Raw genomic sequence first — 15,615 nt, forward strand, 5'->3', positions numbered from 1 at the left:
GATGGCCAATGGCAAGCCCCCAAAGCTGATCATTGGGGCGATGATGCGCAAGCTGGCTCAGGTCGCCTTCGGCGTGCTCAAGTCGGGCTTGCCATTCAATCCGGCACTGCACGCCGCTTGACTCGGATAACAGTATCTACATGCGCTGTAGAGAGCTCGCTATGCCCCCAGGACAGGTACCTCGCCTTGCGAAGCAAAAGAAAGACACCCGGCAGTGGGACGGACTCTCGCCCCAAACCGCACATAGTGCAGAGACTTGCGGCGATAGCCGATAAAACCAACGCCTTCTGGCGAAGGCGGTCTGCACGGGTCTAAAGGCCCGCCCTAGCAAGGCTTGGACCTGCGAGGAGCAACAATGGCTCTGGCGATACTTGCGGACTAAGCACAGTGTAAATGTTGTACACGGGTGCGACTTTTATGACGCAAGGGTTTTATAAAAACCCGTTGGACGCTAATCTAGCGGCTGATTTCACGCCGTTTGAACCTGCCATGACCACCACGCCGCTGTTTACCGATGTGTTCCCCATGCGCTGGGGCGACATGGATGCCCTGGGCCACCTCAACAACACGCTGTACTACCGCTTTTGCGAGGAGGCGCGGGTACGCTGGCTGGCCGAGCGCGGCTGGAGCGTGACCGTGGCGGCCGGTGACGGCCCCATCCTGGCTGCCAGCAGCTGCCAGTTCCGCGTGCCGCTGGTCTACCCCTGCGACATACGCGTGGAGACCAGTGTGAAGAAGGTGGGCAACAGCAGCTTTACCCTGAGCCACCGGATTTGCCGCGACGACCAGCCCGAACAGGTGGCAGCCGAGGCGGAAGCCGTGATTGTGTGGTGCGACTATGCGGCTGGCAGCTCCAAGCCCCTACCCGATAGTCTGCGGCAGGCGCTGGGGAGCGTAGCGGCATGAGGCCCAAGTTCACGATCCGCGATGCCCAGCCTGGTGACGCACCGGCCCTGTATGCCTTGGTGCGCGAGCTGGCTGCCTACGAAAAGCTGACCCACCAGTGCACCGGTACGCCGGAGCAGCTGCACGAACACCTGTGGGGGCCGCGCCCCTATATCGAAGCGCTGATCGCCGAGGTGAAGCGCGGTGAAGAGGCGCAGGCGGTGGGCTTTGCGCTGTACTTCCACAACTATTCGACCTTTCTGGCCAAGCCGGGGCTGTACCTGGAAGACTTGTTCGTGCTGCCGGAATACCGCCGCAATGGCATAGGCGAAGCGCTGTTCCGCGAGGTGGCCAAGCGGGCGGTGGCGCGTGACTGTGGCCGCTTTGAGTGGGCGGTGCTGGACTGGAACCAGCCGGCGCTGGATTTCTACCGCGCGCTGAGCGCAACGGTGATGCCGGAGTGGCGGATTTGTCGGGCTACGGGAAGCACCCTAAGAGCGATGGCGGAGCCGCCGGCGCCCTGAACCGGCGGCGGTATTTCACTTCCCGCCAGGGCTGCAGCCCCATACGTCAGCGTTGGTCCAAGCGACGATACGGCGCAATGCCCTTCGGGGATTGCGCCCTACGGGACAGCGCCCTTGCACGCGCTGGGGCTTGATATCGGTGGCTACAGAGTGGGTAGCGGCCGCGGGACGGATTCCCGCCCTAATCCGCATGCCGTGTGGCATCTTGCGGCGTCAGCCGCTAAACCTTACGCCTTCTGGCGAAGGCGGTCCGCGCGGGTGAGCGAAGTCGTTGCCACCTTTAGATGGCCTACTACTTCGGCCGACTCCTTGCGGGTGTCCCGCCCTACAGGCTCAAACCCCACCCCGCCACCGTGGCGTGCCGACCACACCGGCTCAGTGGCATTTTCTCCTTTTCCCTCAACGCGTTCGCGTTGGCCGCCGTTTTCAGCCCATCCACGAATTCGGGCACTTCGTCACGCTGGTTGGACAGCGGGGCCTTGGGGCGCGCTAGGATGCCATCCGGCCCGAAAGTCCGTTCAAGGACACCGGGCCGGCAGGGAACTTAGCGCTGCCGGGGTAATCCTTCTGGCAGTGTTGTGCGCGCTAGCGATACCCCGTGTATTGCCTGGCTTGCATGCCGTAGCTTGGAGAAGGCCCACGGTGAGCGCCCTGTGAGCGACATAACAACATTGGGCCTGATGGCCCTGCAAAGGAGCACTGCATGCGTTTCACCCCCCTGAGCCTCGCGCTCGCCCTGGCCCTGGGCTACACCCTGCCCGCCGCGGCGGCCGACGCCCCGGCCGCGACCTCGGCCGCCCCTGTTGCCAAGGCCGTGAAGTACACGACCGTAGAAGGTATTACCGAGTACCGCCTGCCCAATGGCCTGCGTGTGCTGCTGGCGCCGGACGCCTCCAAGCCCACGACCACGGTGAACATCACCTACCTGGTGGGCAGCCGCCACGAGAGCTATGGCGAGACCGGCATGGCCCACTTGCTGGAACACATGGTGTTCAAGGGCACGCCTTCGCGCGGCAATATCATGCAGGAGCTGGGCAAGCGCGGCATGCAGTTCAACGGTACGACCTTTATGGATCGAACCAACTACTTCGAGACCTTCCCAAGCTCGGACGAGAATCTGGATTGGGCGCTGGCGATGGAAGCGGACCGCATGGTCAACAGCTTTATTGCCAAGGCGGACCTGGACAAGGAATTCTCGGTCGTCCGCAACGAGATGGAGATGGGCGAGAACAACCCGCACCGGGTGCTGTGGAAGCAGCTGACGGCGGTGACCTACGACTGGCATAACTACGGCCACAACACGATCGGCGCGCGTAGCGACGTCGAGAACGTGAAGATCGAGAACCTGCAGCGCTTCTACCGCGAGTACTACCAGCCGGACAATGCGGTGCTGACCATTACCGGCAAGTTTGACCCGGCCAAGACCCTGGCGCTGGTGGAGCGCTATTTTGGCGCGATTGCCAAGCCGAGCCGCGTGATCGAGCCGACCTATACCACCGAGGCCCCGCGTGACGGTGCCCGCGAACTGACCGTGAGCCGGGTGGCCGACAGCCAGCTGGCGGCGGTGCTCTACCCGACCGCGGCCGGCGCACACCCGGATTCGGTGGCGGTGACGGCGCTGGGCAGCATTCTGGCCGACACCCCCAACGGCCGCCTGCACAAGCTGCTGGTGGAGAGCAAGAAGGCGGTGAACGTGGAGCCGTGGGCGCTGGACCTGGCCGAGCCGGGTTATGTGATCTTCTGGGCGGAGCTCTCGAAGCAGCAATCGCTGCCGCAGGTGCGCAAGCTGATGCTGGAGGCGGTGGAAGGCTTCAAGAAGAAGCCTGTGACCGAGGCCGAGCTCAAGCGCGCGCAGGCGAGCTATCTGAACGACATCGACAAGACCATCAACGACCCGCAGAAGCTGGCGGTGGAGTTGTCCGAGTCGATCGCCAAGGGTGACTGGCGCTTGTTCTTCCTGAACCGTGACCGCATGGAGGCCCTGACCGTGGCTGATGTGCAGAAGGTGGCGGAGAACTACTTCAAGGAAACCAACCGCACCTTTGGCCAGTTTGTACCGACCAAGACGGTGGACCGGACGGTGATGCCGGCAACGCCGGACGTGGCCAAGCTGGTGGAGAACTACCAGGGCAAGGCGGCGGTGGCCGAGGGCGAAGCCTTTGACGTGAGCCCGGCCAATATCGAGAAGCGCACCCAGCGCTTGACCCTGTCCAATGGCATGAAGGTGGCGCTGACGCCGAAGAAGACCCGCGCCAATGCGGTATCGGGCAATATTCTGCTGAACTTTGGCGACGAGAAGAGCCTGTTTGGCCAAGCGGTGAACGCTGACCTGGCAGCCGATATGCTGCTGCGTGGCGCGGGCAAGCGTAGCCGTGCCGAGATCACGGCTGAGCTGGACAACCTGAAGACCAAGCTGGAAGTGCACGGTAGCGGCCAGAGCCTGAACGTGGCCTTTGAGACCAACCGCAAGAACCTGCCGGCGCTGTTTGCGCTGCTGCGCGACGTGCTGCGCGCACCGACCTTCCCGGCGGCGGAATTCGCCCAGCTGAAGGACGAGAACGTGGCCGGCATCGAGGCCAACCGCAGCCAGCCGCAGGCGGTGGCAGCGCAGGAGATCTCCCGTCAGTTCAACCAGTTCAAGAAGGGCGATATCCGCTACGCTGCGACCTTTGATGAATCGGTGGCCGAGTACAAGGCGGCCAAGCTGGCCGATGTGAAGCAGTTCTACACCAGCCAGTACGGTGCGGACCATGGCGAAGTGGCGCTGGTGGGCGACTTTGACGCGGCCGAGGTGACCGCGCAGCTGAAGACGCTGTTTGCCGATTGGAAGAGCAAGAGCAAGTACGCCCGCCTGGCCAAGCCGGCAGCGGAACCCAAGGCGGCTACCCAGCAGCTGGAAACCCCGGACAAGGCCAATGCCTTCTTCAGCGCCAAGCTGCCGATCAAGCTGCAGGACAATTCGCCCGACTACGCCCCGCTGCTGGTGGCCAACAAGGTGCTGGGGGGCGGCGTGAAGTCGCGCCTCCTGGATCGCCTGCGCCAGAAGGAAGGCATCAGCTACGGCGCCGGCAGCGGCCTGGAAGCATCGAGCTTTGAGCCCAGCGGCAGCATCGGCCTGGGTGCGATCTACGCACCGCAGAACCTGGCCAAGCTGCAGGCCGGCGTGAAGGAGGAGCTGGAGCGCCTGGTGCGTGACGGCATTACCGCCGAAGAGCTGAGTGACGCCAAGCAGAGCCTGATGCAGGAAAGGCAGACCGCCCGCGCCCAGGACGGCGCGCTGGCCGGTCTGCATGTGTCGCAACTGCACACCGACCGCACGCTGGCCTTCAGCGCGGAGATCGATGCACAGATCCAGGCCATGACGGTGGAAGCGGTAAACGCCGCGATCCGCAAATACATCGAACCCACCAAGTTCCTGAGCGTGTATGCCGGTGACTTTGCCGGCGCAGCCAAGAAGGCGGCTGCGGTGGCGACGCCTGCGAAGTAAATGCGGTAGTAGTAAAGGAAAGCCCGGCAAATGCCGGGCTTTTTTATTGGGAATCGGTTAAGCCGCCATGTGGCTGCGTTGGCTCAAGCTTAGCTACGGCGCAATGCCCTTCGGGGATTGCGCCGTACGGATGGTGTGGCGGATGGCTGGGCAGCTCGACCCTTGGCCGGATGGGCGGGCTTGCGCGCTTTGTGACGTTTATTGTCAGTCGGCTGCGCGGGTTGGCGTTGGGAGGGTCAGGTGGCGAGCAGGCCGGCCCAGTGCATGACTTGGGGCAGCATGTGCTCCCAGTGCTGGAAGCTGTGGTCGCCGCCTTCGAAGATGGTCTGGCGGGTATTGGGGTAGTAGGCCAGCGCGTCGCGGTAGTCGAGGGTCTCGTCGGCCGTTTCCAGCAGCAGCCAGTAGCGATCCCTGCTCAGACTGGCAGGCTCAAGGGCGATCAGCTCGTCCATGTGGCGAGCTTCGAGCTGGTATTCCTCGCCGGTGTAGAGGTTGCGCTGCGGGCCGAGCAGACCGTCCAACAGGCGATAGGGGCGGACGGCGGGATTGATGAGGGCGGACTGGCAGCCGAAGCGCTCGGCCGCCCAGGTGGCGTAGAAGCCGCCCAGCGAGCTGCCGATACAGGTGGTCTCGGCGGGATCGAGACCCGCCAACAGGGTGGCGATCTGCTCGGCCGCCGCGGCGGGCGAATGGGATAGCGCCGGGCAGTGAAAGCGATCTGCCCAGCCATGACGAGCGAGCCAGACCTGGGTCTGCTGGGCCTTGATGGAACGTGGGCTGCTGTTGAAGCCGTGCAGATAGACGATATGGGACATAGACGGTACCGCCCAGGATGGGCCTGGGCACCAGGGCGCGGCAAAAAAGCGCCGCAGTGCGTCAGGAGAGGTCGAACAGGCGGCCGAAGTTGGCGACGTCGAGCACGGCGCGGACGGTGCCGCGGGTGTTGGCGAGGACGATGGGGCGGTGCGCCAGGCGCTCGCGCAACAGCAGCAGCATGCCGAGGGCGGCACTGTCCATGTAGTCGACCTGGTCGAAATCGATGACCAGCGTGGCGATCTCGGGGCGGCCGAGGATCTGCTGGCTGGCTTCCTTGAAGGCGCGGTGGCCTTCGAAGGTGAAGTCGCCGGAGAGGCTGATGGTGGCTTGGCTGCCGTTGACGCTGACGGAGGCTTCCATCGGTTTATTTCCGGTTTCGGTTTGCATTCAGTCTAGGTCGGCGAGGTGTTTTTGTCTCGCCCTTTCCGTTAAGGTGACGGCTTTGCTTGCAAGAGTCGTGCCGATGCTGACCAAACGCCCAGAATGGCTGGATGCCCTGCTCAACCGCCGGATGTTGATCTGTGTGTTTACGGGCTTTAGCTCGGGCTTGCCGTTGTACCTGTTGATCAACCTCTTGCCGGCCTGGCTGCGTACCGAGCAGGTGGACCTGAAGGCGATCGGACTCTTTGCGCTGATCCAGCTGCCCTACACCTGGAAATTCATCTGGTCGCCCCTGGTGGACCGCTATGCGCCGGCGGCGCGCCGGCTGGGAAGGCGGCGTGGCTGGATGGCGCTGACGCAGTTGGCGCTGCTGGCGGCGATCCCGGTACTGGGGACCTTCAGCCCCGCGGCAGACATTGCCAGTATTGCAATGCTGGCGGTGCTGGTGGCGCTGTTCTCAGCCACCCAGGACATTGTGCTCGACGCCTACCGGCGGGAGCTGCTGCCGGAGCTGGAGCTGGGCCTGGGCAACGCGGTGCATGTGAACGCTTACCGGATTGCCGGTCTGGTGCCGGGGTCGCTGTCGCTGATCCTGGCCGACCATCTGCCTTGGGGCAGCGTGTTTGCGATCACGGCACTCTTTATGCTGCCGGGCCTGTTGGCGACGCTGCTGCTGGCGCCGAATGCGGATGCCGAGGTGGTGGTACCCAAGACGCTGGAGCAGGCGGTGGTGGAGCCTTTCCGTGAATTCATGGGTCGCCAGGGGGGCTGGGTGGCGTTGGAGATCCTGGCCTTTATCTTTCTCTACAAGTTGGGCGACAACATGGCGACGGCGCTGTCGACGCCGTTCTATCTGGATATGGGTTTCTCCAAGAGCGAGATTGGTCTGGTGGCCAAGCATGCGGGGCTGTGGCCGGCGGTGATCGGCGGGATTCTGGGCGGGATCTGGATGGTGAAGCTGGGGATCAACCGGGCGCTGTGGCTGTTTGGCCTGGTGCAGCTGGCGGCAATCCTGGGCTTTGCGGTGTTGGCCCAGGTGGGACATGACCTGTGGGTGCTGGGGGCGGTGATCAGCCTGGAATACTTTGGCGTGGGTCTGGGAACGGCAGCCTTTGTGGCCTTTATGGCCCGTACCACCAACCCGCTCTATACGGCCACCCAGCTGGCGCTGTTTACCAGCCTGGCGGCGGTACCGCGCACCTTGGTGAACGCGAGCACCGGTTGGTTGGTGGAGCAACTGGGTTGGACCCAGTTCTTCTACCTGTGCTTTGTGATGGGATTGCCAGGCATGCTGCTTTTGCTGCGAGTGGCGCCGTGGAATGGTGAGCGGGCCCCAGCCGTGCAGGGTGTGCAGGCAGGCTAGCGGTATTTCTCGATGATGTGCTGCAGCGTGCCGTCCTTCTGCAGTTCTCCAAACGCCTTGTCGATGGTGGCACGGGTAGTGCCCTGGTCGGCACGCCGGGACAAGGCGATATAGGAGAGGCGGCCCTCGGCAAAGTAGGGCGCTTTGACGAGCATCAGGGGCTGCTGGCGTAGCAGCCAGTCGCCTTCCCATTCCGGTAGCAGCGCAGCGTCACTACGCCCTGCGGCAACCTTGCGCAGGGCGGTGAGGGAGTCGCTCACGATATCGCGGCGGATGGCGGGATCGTGGTCGAAGGGGTCGAAGAACTGCTTGCCGCGCTCGACCGACACAAGCTGGCCGGTCAGGTCGGCATAGTGTTTGATCGGCGAACTCTCCGGCCTTTGGTAGAAGACCTTGCGCGCCGCCGGGAAGGCGGTGGTCAGGAAGACCAGGTAGCGTTCGCGCTCGGGGGTCTTGTTGGGGCCGAGCATGATGTCGGCCTGGTCGTACTGCATCATCATGAGCGCACGCGCGCCGGGGGTTTCCGCAAAGCGAAAGTGCAGGCCGGTGCGGCGGCCGATTTCCAGCAGGGCGTCGCAATAGATGCCGCTGCAGCGGTCGCCTTCGAAAATACGGAACGGCGGTGCATTGTCGCCAACGACCAACAGGGCGTCCCCTGCGCCTGCCTGTAGCGATACCGCCAGCAACCAGGCCGCGGCCCAGCCTGCAAGCTTGCAGCGCATCCTCACTCCCCGATCTGCCCCGGCTGCGCCGGGTCTTGTGCGTTCACTCTAGCGCACGGCGGACCCGGCTGGTGGCGACAATGGATCAGGCCTTGACGTCGTAGTCGACGATCAGGGGGGCGTGGTCGGAGAACTTGACGTCCTTGTAGATGCTGGCCTCCCGCGCCAAAGCGGCGAAGGCGGGGGTGGCGACGTGGTAGTCGATACGCCAGCCGACGTCCTTGGCGTAGGCCTGGCCACGGTTGCTCCACCAGGTGTAGCCGGGGGCTTCGGGGTAGAGGGTGCGCCAGACGTCGACCCAGCCGACGCCGAACAGGGTGGTGAGCCAGGCGCGCTCTTCGGGCAGGAAGCCGGAATTCTTGAGGTTGCCCTTCCAGTTCTTGAGGTCGAGCGGCTGGTGGGCGATGTTCCAGTCGCCACAGACGACGATGTCGCGACCCTGGGCGTAGAGTTCCTGCATATGCGGCAGGAAGCGGTCGAGGAAGGCGAACTTGATGGTCTGGCGTTCTTCACCACTGGAGCCGGATGGCAGATAGAGCGAGATGACCGAGAGCTTGCCGAAGTCGGCCTGCAGGTAGCGGCCTTCCATGTCGATATCGGGGATGCCGAGGCCTTCGACGATGCGGTCGGGCTCGACCCGGCTGTAGATGCCGACGCCGCTATAGCCTTTTTTCTCGGCCGGATGGAAGAAGCCGTGGTAGCCCTTGGGGGCGAGCATTTCCGGGCTCATGTCGCCCAACTGGGCTTTGAGCTCCTGCAGGCAGACGACGTCGGCGCCGGTGCCGGGCAGCCAGTCGAAGAAGCCTTTGTTGGCGGCGGAGCGGATACCGTTGAGGTTGGCGGAAATAATGCGCATGGTCGGATGGAGAGCCGGGCGAAGGAGGAGGTGGAATGATATGCTATAAAACCTCGCAAACCGTATTGCCAAGCCGCCCTTATGAGTACTTCCCGCACTGATTTCATCGCTTTTGCCGTTGCCCAGAACGTGTTGCGTTTTGGCGAGTTCCAGACCAAGGCTGGTCGCCAGTCGCCTTACTTCTTCAATGCCGGCTTGTTCCACGATGGTGCAAGTATTGGGCGCCTGGCGGACTTTTATGCCGAGGCGGCGATTGCTTCTGGCGTGAGCTTCGATATGTTGTTCGGGCCGGCCTACAAGGGGATTTCGCTGGCGGCGACGACGGCTGTGGCACTTGCCGAAAAAGGTCGCAATGTGCCGTTTTGCTTCAATCGCAAGGAAGCCAAGGACCATGGCGAGGGCGGCACGCTGATTGGTGCGCCCTTGAAAGGCCGCGTCATGATCATTGATGATGTGATCTCGGCCGGGACCTCGGTACGCGAGTCAGTGGAACTGATCCGCGCCCAAGGCGCAGAGCCGGCGGGGGTGCTGATTGCGCTGGATCGCCAGGAGCGCGGCCAGGGTGCACAATCTGCGGTGCAGGAAGTGACCGCGAAATACGGTATCCCGGTGGTGGCGATTGCCAACCTGACCGATTTGATTGCCTATCTGCATGGTCAGCCCGAGCTGGAACGTAATTTGCAGGCGGTAGAAAAATATCGCGCCGAATACGGCGTTGTTTGAGGAGACTGCATGTTGCGCCCGCTGTTGATCACCCTGTTGCTGACCATGCCCTTGCTGGGGCAGGCTGGCGAACGCCTGTACAAGTGGGTGGATGAGAACGGCAAGGTGCAATACAGCGACAAGCCGCCGCTGCAGCAGAACCAGAAGGGCATGACGGAACTGAACCGGCAGGGCCAGACGGTACGGCAGTTTGAGGGTGTATTGACGCCGGAGCAGCGGGCCGCCAAGGAAGCGGAGCTGCAGAAGCAGCGAGCCGAGATGCAGAAGCAGGAAGAGGCTCGCCGCCGCGACAAGGCGCTGATGAGCAGCTTCAACAAGACGGGCGAGATCGATGCGATCCGTGACCGTAATATCGAGCAGCTCAATGCGGGTATCCAGTCTGACCAGATCCGCCTGGGTGCCGTGCGTAAGCGGATTGAAACGTTCGATAAACAGGTGGAGCGCCTGAACAAGGCCAAGCGGCCGATCTCGGACAGTCTGCAGGCGGATATCCGCGATGCCAATGCTGAGCTGGCCAAGCTGACCGACCATATCGAGCAGCAGAAGCAGGATATTGAGCAAACCAATATCCGCGCGGAGGCGGACAAGAAGCGCCTGATTGAGCTGCGCGGTGAGGGCGCCCGGAGTAAATAGGGCGCTAATGCTGCCCAGCAAAAAGGCCATCCCGAGGGATGGCCTTTTTTATTGCTGCGTGAAAAGCAGGATCAGGCGTGCAGGGCTTGGGCCGGGCGTACGCAGGGCAGCACGGCCTTGCCGTGGTAGCGAGCGTCGCTCAGGCCGAGCTTGGAGCGGAACCAGACTTGGAACTGGCTGCCGATCTGCTCGATGGCGAGCACTTCGAAGCGGATGGCTTCGCCGTGGTTCTCTTGGGTGAAGTGGTCACCGGCCTTGAGTTGTTGAATGAACATGGTAATTCCTCTTTGTTGTTATCACCCGTCGGCATGGCCGGCTGGGTGTGTGCCGCGACCGGCCACCGCTATGGGCGGACCTGGGGCGGCGGAGACGCATACAGGCGGTAGCCAGCCAGATGGGCGGCGGTGTGCCTGAGCACGTGCGTCTCGGCGCATGGCGTGCCACTAGGGTGCCATGCGATATCAAATAAACCAGAACGGGTGGCCTTCGTGCCAGGCTGGCTTCGTCTTGGCGCTATGCGTCGGTTCTTATCGTCTCACGGTAATGAGACGAATAGATGAACAAACGCTTTGCCTAAGTTACAGCGAATGAAGCGGGCGTTACGAGGACGCCATTCGGAGACAAGCCGGGGAAGTATCGAGGGGCCAGAGGCTGCGTGAGTGCAGGACCTGCCCAGGGAACGACTTGAATACTGCAAGGTAGGCATGAGCCGGAAAACCGGATCAGGACGGCACAATACCACGCCTTTCTGGGCGACGCAAGCCAAGTGCTTGTTTTATTTGAACATTGCCAAGCGGCTGCTTGGGAATGCCTTAGATCAGGCTTGGTGGACCATCGGATACGCCCGCTTGCAGGACCGGTTGGCAAAGCACTTGGACCTCGGACAGTGGGTAGTCGCCGCGCAGTACGCGCTGGATCATGCCGGCCATGGTGAGGCCGGTGCGCTGCTGGGTGGGCTGGATAATTGAGGTGACGGCGAAGCCGGACAGCAGGGTATCGGGCGGGATACCGTCGTAGACGATGACTGAGAGATCCTGGCCCAGGCGAATACCGCGATCGAGCAGGGCGCGCAGGGCGCCCTCGCCGGCCAGGTTGTTGTCGATGATGACGGCGCTGGGGCGCTGCCTTAGATCAAGCAGGCTGGTCATGGCGGCGTGGCCGCTGCTGCGGGCGAGGCTGGCGGGGCGAATCCAGTCCTCCTCGAGCGGCAGGCCATGTGCAGCCATGGCGCGCAGGAAGCCGGCGTGCTTCTGGTAGGCGAAGTTGTATTGCAAGGAGGCGTGGATGTAGCCGATGTGGCGGTGGCCCAGTTCTGCCAGGCGCTCGACCGCGAGCACGGTGCCGGCTTCGTTGTCAAAGTCGAACCAGGGGTAGTGCTCGCAGTGCTTGCTGCGACCATAGGCAAGGAAGGGGATGCCGGACTCGCGCAGGTAGTCGATACGCGGGTCGTGGCAGAGGGTGCGGGCGAGGATGAAGCCATCGACGCGGCGCCCCTGGATGAGGCGGTCGTAGGTGTCGAGCTCGCCCTTGTGAGTGGCGGAGGCGATCAAGAGGTCGATATGGGCCGGGGCAAGGCCTTCGGTGAGGCCGGCGACGACTTCGAGAAAGCGGGGGTCGGCGACATCGCCATGTTCCAGCGGGTGGACGATGCCGATGGCGTTGGCCCGGCCCATGGCGAGACCTCGGGCGATGGGGTTGGGCTGGTAGCCGAGCTCGCGGGCGGCCTCGACCACGCGTTGGCGGGTTTTCTCGCTGACGTCGGCGTAGCCGTTGAGGGCGCGGCTGACGGTGGTGGTGGAGAGACTGAGGCGCTGGGCGAGGGCTTTGAGGTCCATGGCGCTGAGAAACTGGGGTAGCGGTGCCTACCTTAGCATGTGGCCCGACACGTAGTTTGGCTACACAAAAAGAAGGCGCGCAGCCTGCTGGGTTTAATCAGCCTGCCCATCGCGCCAGAGAGGAGTGACCTTGGGCGCCTCGTTACGCGGGGCACCGGTAATCTGTGTTTGCGCTGCTTGCCACGACAGCCAGGCCGAACGGGGCTGGCGCCGGGAAAAGTCAGCTTCAGGTAAGCATTGCGACTGCTAAATATTCTTTTGGTTCAAGCAGATGCAGTGATACCGAAAACGATATGATGCTATCCCAAAACGCTTTGGTAAGTAAACTACAAAATCCTGTCGCCAAGCTTGCGGAATGACTACATTTTGTGAATAAGCGTTCGCTAATAAATATTTGGTCGCAACCCTCAAGTTGCGGGCGGGATGTGCCGATAGATAGGTCTGCGCACCTACAGGCTTACCCGAGACCGCCCGACCATGCGCGCTCATCCCGATCTTTCGGTACTGATACCGAGTTACCCCGCCCCCAGTGCCGCTCAGGACGCGCGCGCACTGCTGCGGCAGCGGCTGTTCGGCCCCTTGGTGGAAGCGGAAGACGCGATACGGCGGCTGGCGATCAGCTGGCAGGCGGTGGAAGCGCAGGTAGCGGCGCGGCGGCCGGCGCTGGCGAGGGTGGAGTACGACTTCATACTGCGGCGCGGTTGCTTCTGGGTGGTGGGCGATTTACCAGCGGCGGAACGGGACTGGCTGAACCGGCGGCTGAACCAGCAGGCCGGCATGCGCTACGCGGCCGGGCAGTTCTGCCGGGCCGCAGCGCGCTACTACCAGGGCGGGCAGGACGGTGCCCTGCCGCGGGCCCTGCTCGATGGCGGGGTGCGCTTTCGGTCACTGCTGGCGGAGCTGAAGACCATGGCGCAGCGCAGCCATGATCCACTGCGCGGCAGTGCCATGGTGAACAAGCTGACCGCGGCACGGCCTTACCTGTATGCGGTACGGCTGGTGCGCTACCGGCTTACTCCTATTCAAGCCCCGCACTAGCCCACGGCGCCGTACACTGCCGGTATGAACTTTCTGGCCCATATCTACCTGGCCCGGCACAGCGATGCGGCCATGGTGGGTGCCCTGCTGGGCGACTTTGCCAAGGCCGATGTGAGCGGCCGCTACCCGCCGGAGGTGGTGCGCGAGATAGTGCTGCACCGGCGGATTGATGCCTTTACCGATAACCACGCGATATTTCGCCAGGGCGTGGCGCTGTTTGCGCCGGGCCGGCGGCGCTATGCGGGCATCGTGCTCGACGTCTTCTACGACCACCTGTTGAGCCAACGCTGGGCACGCTATACCGGCGAGCCGCGCGAGGCTTTGATTGCGCGCTTCTACCAGGCCTTGCTGGCGCACGCGCCACTGCTGCCGGACAAGCTGCGCGAGATTGCGCCGTGGATGGTGGAGCAGGACTGGCTGGGCTCTTACCTGGAGTTGGAGGGCGTGGAGTTGGCGGTGCGGCGGATTTCGCAGCGCTTAAGCCGTAATGGGTATCTGCTGCGCGAAGGCCTGGACGATGTAAGAGCGAACTACGACGCACTGGCGACGGGGTTTGAGGTGTTCTTCCCAGAGCTAGTGACGTTTGCCGAACGGGAGCGGGTGGCGCTGATACAGGCCGAGGGCCCAGCAGAGCGCGTTTGAAGCAAATCCCTGCTCGTTGCCCCGGCTAAACCGGACTGGCCCAGTAACCGCACCATCGTGGAGGTGGTGCAGCAACGCAGCGCAACACCACCGTCGCAGAATTGGGCCGGATGGCCTGTACATAGCCTGACAGCAGCGGTACAAAACAGGGGGAGGCCAGACCTGCCCCTGCCTTTGGAGCCGCCACCATGACCATGATCCTGCTCACCCTCCTCGTAGCCCCCTTGCTTGCCGTACTCGGCATAGCCGGCGGCATATTGCACCTGCACCACAGCATGGGCCCGCACCACCTGCGCGGGCGTTATACCTGGGCCGAGGAGCTGGCGGCGCGGGAGGCGGAATGGATGAAGGACTGAGGCCGCTGCGGCGCAATGCCCTACGGGGATTGCGCCCCACGGGTGGCGATCAACCCCGCAATACACGCCGGTGCGTCAACCAACGGGCTGCCAGCCAAAGCGCGAGGGCGTAGCTACCTAGCGCCGGCAGCAGTGGGAAGTTGAAAAGACTGAGGCGCACGATGAGATAGGCGCCCAGCAGCCAAAGCGGGATGACCAGCCAGAACACCGGCCAGCGGTAGCGCGGGGCAGAAAGCGCCGCGGCGATGACCGCCACCACGAATGGCAGCACCAAGAACACCAGCAAAAAGAAGTAAGCCAACACCTCGGCAAACCCCGACGGCCCACCTCTGGCTTCTGCTCCGAGACTCGCACCCAGCACCAGCGCGCTCCAAACCACCTTCCCCCACCGCCCCATGCCCTGCTCCCCATATCGAATGAAGGCGGCAGTGTGGAGCGCTGGTTTGCGCTGGGTATGGGGTGAGGGTGAAGTTGTGTGAAGTTACGGATTGCACGAAGGAGAGCCATGCCTTCAGCAAAGGCAGCCCTCGAGGATCTAAAGACCCGCCCTACCCCCCTAGGCATCCATCGGCACAGCCTTTGACCATAGTGCCTCGAATTCCTCGCGCGCGATCTCGGCGCCCGCCAACTCTGGGTTCCACAGGTCTTCTGGTGGGTTAAGAAACCAGTCGTCAGGGCTGCTACGGGTGGCGTGGCCGTCGTCTATCACCACCACCTGACGGGTGCGATAACCTTGTTCGTCGTATTCGAGAAAATAGACTTCACCTTCCTCTGGCCATTCTCGGCGCAAGTAAACCATTCCTCGCCCAAGAAGAGCACCAAAGCCGGGCTGGGTACGCTGTTGAGCGCGTTGCGCCGCCAAGTCGGCAAGCCCGGCGGGTGGGGTATCACCCAACCGCAGCGAGGAGATCGTATCGAATGAGGCGACATCAACAGAGGACGGATCGATGACTTGGACTTCGGCGTAGGTCATGGCGATCTCTTGTGCCGACTTCGCCTCGATCCACCAATAAAGGCTACCCATCCCGTAATCGTGCGCTACCAAAAATCGGGGCAAATCTGTTTCTCCTTTGTCGAGAGGGCCATTCACACAGCTAACGAGCTGAGCCCCTAGCCGACGTTCGTATTTGGTGTTAGCCAGCCTTCAATGGCACTACGCCTTCTGCGAGGGCAGCCGGCGCGAGGCGGATATCCCTTGCGTATCTCAACGGATGATACGGCGCAATACCCTTCGGGGATTGCGCCCTTGTATTGTCACACCTGACGGAGTAGCGCTCCGTCATCGAGTCCCGGACGCCGTTTGCGCCCTTGAACAGTCAGTTCGCTCCGTAGATCCCACGCCGGGACTCATCCT

The 15,615-nt window shown here is 63.0% G+C and carries 17 protein-coding genes and 1 pseudogene; 10 read left to right on the forward strand and 8 right to left on the reverse strand.

Translation table 11 applies throughout. The features are described from left to right. The 4 genes and pseudogenes from VIM95_RS06260 to VIM95_RS06275 all read left to right on the forward strand — a co-directional run. Positions 1-121 (forward strand): annotated as a pseudogene (locus VIM95_RS06260) (IS110 family transposase); the annotation flags it as partial. A gap of 368 nt (positions 122-489) precedes the next feature. Beyond that, positions 490-906, forward strand: a complete 417-nt coding sequence (locus VIM95_RS06265) for a thioesterase family protein (protein WP_331984162.1) — start codon at positions 490-492, stop codon at positions 904-906. Beyond that, complete coding sequence (locus VIM95_RS06270) at positions 903-1,409, forward strand: GNAT family N-acetyltransferase (protein ID WP_331984164.1); 507 nt, start codon at positions 903-905, stop codon at positions 1,407-1,409. The genes VIM95_RS06265 and VIM95_RS06270 overlap by 4 nt, the downstream gene beginning before the upstream one ends. Before the next feature lie 703 nt (positions 1,410-2,112). Beyond that, entirely contained in the window at positions 2,113-4,896 is a 2,784-nt protein-coding gene (locus VIM95_RS06275) for a pitrilysin family protein (protein ID WP_331984166.1), read from the forward strand. 236 nt (positions 4,897-5,132) lie between these two features. Here VIM95_RS06275 and VIM95_RS06280 read toward each other — a convergent pair whose 3' ends face one another. Then, entirely contained in the window at positions 5,133-5,711 is a 579-nt protein-coding gene (locus tag VIM95_RS06280) for a YqiA/YcfP family alpha/beta fold hydrolase (protein WP_331984168.1), read from the reverse strand. Between the two features lie 61 nt (positions 5,712-5,772). Continuing rightward, the gene (locus VIM95_RS06285) at positions 5,773-6,072 is read right to left on the reverse strand and encodes an STAS domain-containing protein (RefSeq protein WP_331984170.1); all 300 of its coding nucleotides are present in this window, start codon (positions 6,070-6,072) and stop codon (positions 5,773-5,775) included. A 103-nt stretch (positions 6,073-6,175) separates the two neighbouring features. Between VIM95_RS06285 and VIM95_RS06290 the strand changes: the two genes are divergently transcribed. Then, on the forward strand, positions 6,176-7,456 hold the full coding sequence (locus VIM95_RS06290; protein WP_331984172.1) for an AmpG family muropeptide MFS transporter: 1,281 nt from the start codon (positions 6,176-6,178) through the stop codon (positions 7,454-7,456). On the opposite strand, the gene VIM95_RS06295 is transcribed toward VIM95_RS06290, so the two are convergent. Together VIM95_RS06295 and VIM95_RS06300 are read right to left on the reverse strand one after the other, a co-directional pair. Then, positions 7,453-8,178, reverse strand: a complete 726-nt coding sequence (locus VIM95_RS06295) for a substrate-binding periplasmic protein (RefSeq protein ID WP_331984174.1) — start codon at positions 8,176-8,178, stop codon at positions 7,453-7,455. The genes VIM95_RS06290 and VIM95_RS06295 overlap by 4 nt on opposite strands. An 85-nt stretch (positions 8,179-8,263) precedes the next feature. Beyond that, entirely contained in the window at positions 8,264-9,034 is a 771-nt protein-coding gene (locus VIM95_RS06300; protein WP_331984176.1) for an exodeoxyribonuclease III, read from the reverse strand. Between the two features lie 81 nt (positions 9,035-9,115). On the opposite strand from VIM95_RS06300, the gene pyrE reads away from it, so the two are divergent. Continuing rightward, complete coding sequence (gene pyrE / locus VIM95_RS06305; protein WP_331984178.1) at positions 9,116-9,757, forward strand: orotate phosphoribosyltransferase; 642 nt, start codon at positions 9,116-9,118, stop codon at positions 9,755-9,757. A 9-nt stretch (positions 9,758-9,766) separates the two neighbouring features. Next, positions 9,767-10,390: a DUF4124 domain-containing protein gene (locus tag VIM95_RS06310; RefSeq protein ID WP_331984180.1), complete on the forward strand. Its 624-nt coding sequence runs from the start codon at positions 9,767-9,769 to the stop codon at positions 10,388-10,390. Positions 10,391-10,461: 71 nt separating this feature from the next. Here VIM95_RS06310 and VIM95_RS06315 read toward each other — a convergent pair whose 3' ends face one another. Together VIM95_RS06315 and VIM95_RS06320 are read right to left on the reverse strand one after the other, a co-directional pair. After that, complete coding sequence (locus VIM95_RS06315) at positions 10,462-10,665, reverse strand: hypothetical protein (RefSeq protein WP_331984181.1); 204 nt, start codon at positions 10,663-10,665, stop codon at positions 10,462-10,464. Between the two features lie 537 nt (positions 10,666-11,202). Beyond that, entirely contained in the window at positions 11,203-12,225 is a 1,023-nt protein-coding gene (locus VIM95_RS06320; protein ID WP_331984182.1) for a substrate-binding domain-containing protein, read from the reverse strand. A 477-nt stretch (positions 12,226-12,702) separates the two neighbouring features. Here VIM95_RS06320 and VIM95_RS06325 point away from each other — a divergent pair, with 477 nt between their 5' ends. The 3 genes from VIM95_RS06325 (at position 12,703) to VIM95_RS06335 (ending at position 14,261) form a co-directional block, all read left to right on the forward strand. Further along, positions 12,703-13,263: a hypothetical protein gene (locus VIM95_RS06325; RefSeq protein WP_331984183.1), complete on the forward strand. Its 561-nt coding sequence runs from the start codon at positions 12,703-12,705 to the stop codon at positions 13,261-13,263. A 24-nt stretch (positions 13,264-13,287) separates the two neighbouring features. Next, complete coding sequence (locus tag VIM95_RS06330; protein ID WP_331984184.1) at positions 13,288-13,905, forward strand: ACP phosphodiesterase; 618 nt, start codon at positions 13,288-13,290, stop codon at positions 13,903-13,905. Between the two features lie 188 nt (positions 13,906-14,093). Next, positions 14,094-14,261, forward strand: a complete 168-nt coding sequence (locus tag VIM95_RS06335; protein WP_331984185.1) for a hypothetical protein — start codon at positions 14,094-14,096, stop codon at positions 14,259-14,261. Between the two features lie 49 nt (positions 14,262-14,310). On the opposite strand, the gene VIM95_RS06340 is transcribed toward VIM95_RS06335, so the two are convergent. Together VIM95_RS06340 and VIM95_RS06345 are read right to left on the reverse strand one after the other, a co-directional pair. Further along, positions 14,311-14,565, reverse strand: a complete 255-nt coding sequence (locus VIM95_RS06340) for a hypothetical protein (protein ID WP_331984186.1) — start codon at positions 14,563-14,565, stop codon at positions 14,311-14,313. A gap of 252 nt (positions 14,566-14,817) precedes the next feature. Then, positions 14,818-15,234: a hypothetical protein gene (locus VIM95_RS06345; RefSeq protein WP_331984187.1), complete on the reverse strand. Its 417-nt coding sequence runs from the start codon at positions 15,232-15,234 to the stop codon at positions 14,818-14,820. Positions 15,235-15,615 lie beyond the last annotated feature (381 nt).

The organism is Chitinimonas sp. (assembly GCF_036568685.1).
Taxonomy (GTDB): Bacteria; Pseudomonadota; Gammaproteobacteria; order Burkholderiales; family Chitinimonadaceae; genus Chitinimonas.

What these genes read in the sequence shown, in the direction of transcription:
- VIM95_RS06265 (WP_331984162.1), top strand. Translation starts at nt 490, where the DNA reads ATGACCACCACGCCGCTGTTTACCGATGTGTTCCCCATGCGCTGGGGC.
- VIM95_RS06270 (WP_331984164.1), top strand. Translation starts at nt 903, where the DNA reads ATGAGGCCCAAGTTCACGATCCGCGATGCCCAGCCTGGTGACGCACCG.
- VIM95_RS06275 (WP_331984166.1), top strand. Translation starts at nt 2,113, where the DNA reads ATGCGTTTCACCCCCCTGAGCCTCGCGCTCGCCCTGGCCCTGGGCTAC.
- VIM95_RS06280 (WP_331984168.1), bottom strand. Translation starts at nt 5,711, where the DNA reads ATGTCCCATATCGTCTATCTGCACGGCTTCAACAGCAGCCCACGTTCC.
- VIM95_RS06285 (WP_331984170.1), bottom strand. Translation starts at nt 6,072, where the DNA reads ATGGAAGCCTCCGTCAGCGTCAACGGCAGCCAAGCCACCATCAGCCTC.
- VIM95_RS06290 (WP_331984172.1), top strand. Translation starts at nt 6,176, where the DNA reads ATGCTGACCAAACGCCCAGAATGGCTGGATGCCCTGCTCAACCGCCGG.
- VIM95_RS06295 (WP_331984174.1), bottom strand. Translation starts at nt 8,178, where the DNA reads ATGCGCTGCAAGCTTGCAGGCTGGGCCGCGGCCTGGTTGCTGGCGGTA.
- VIM95_RS06300 (WP_331984176.1), bottom strand. Translation starts at nt 9,034, where the DNA reads ATGCGCATTATTTCCGCCAACCTCAACGGTATCCGCTCCGCCGCCAAC.
- pyrE (WP_331984178.1), top strand. Translation starts at nt 9,116, where the DNA reads ATGAGTACTTCCCGCACTGATTTCATCGCTTTTGCCGTTGCCCAGAAC.
- VIM95_RS06310 (WP_331984180.1), top strand. Translation starts at nt 9,767, where the DNA reads ATGTTGCGCCCGCTGTTGATCACCCTGTTGCTGACCATGCCCTTGCTG.
- VIM95_RS06315 (WP_331984181.1), bottom strand. Translation starts at nt 10,665, where the DNA reads ATGTTCATTCAACAACTCAAGGCCGGTGACCACTTCACCCAAGAGAAC.
- VIM95_RS06320 (WP_331984182.1), bottom strand. Translation starts at nt 12,225, where the DNA reads ATGGACCTCAAAGCCCTCGCCCAGCGCCTCAGTCTCTCCACCACCACC.
- VIM95_RS06325 (WP_331984183.1), top strand. Translation starts at nt 12,703, where the DNA reads ATGCGCGCTCATCCCGATCTTTCGGTACTGATACCGAGTTACCCCGCC.
- VIM95_RS06330 (WP_331984184.1), top strand. Translation starts at nt 13,288, where the DNA reads ATGAACTTTCTGGCCCATATCTACCTGGCCCGGCACAGCGATGCGGCC.
- VIM95_RS06335 (WP_331984185.1), top strand. Translation starts at nt 14,094, where the DNA reads ATGACCATGATCCTGCTCACCCTCCTCGTAGCCCCCTTGCTTGCCGTA.
- VIM95_RS06345 (WP_331984187.1), bottom strand. Translation starts at nt 15,234, where the DNA reads ATGACCTACGCCGAAGTCCAAGTCATCGATCCGTCCTCTGTTGATGTC.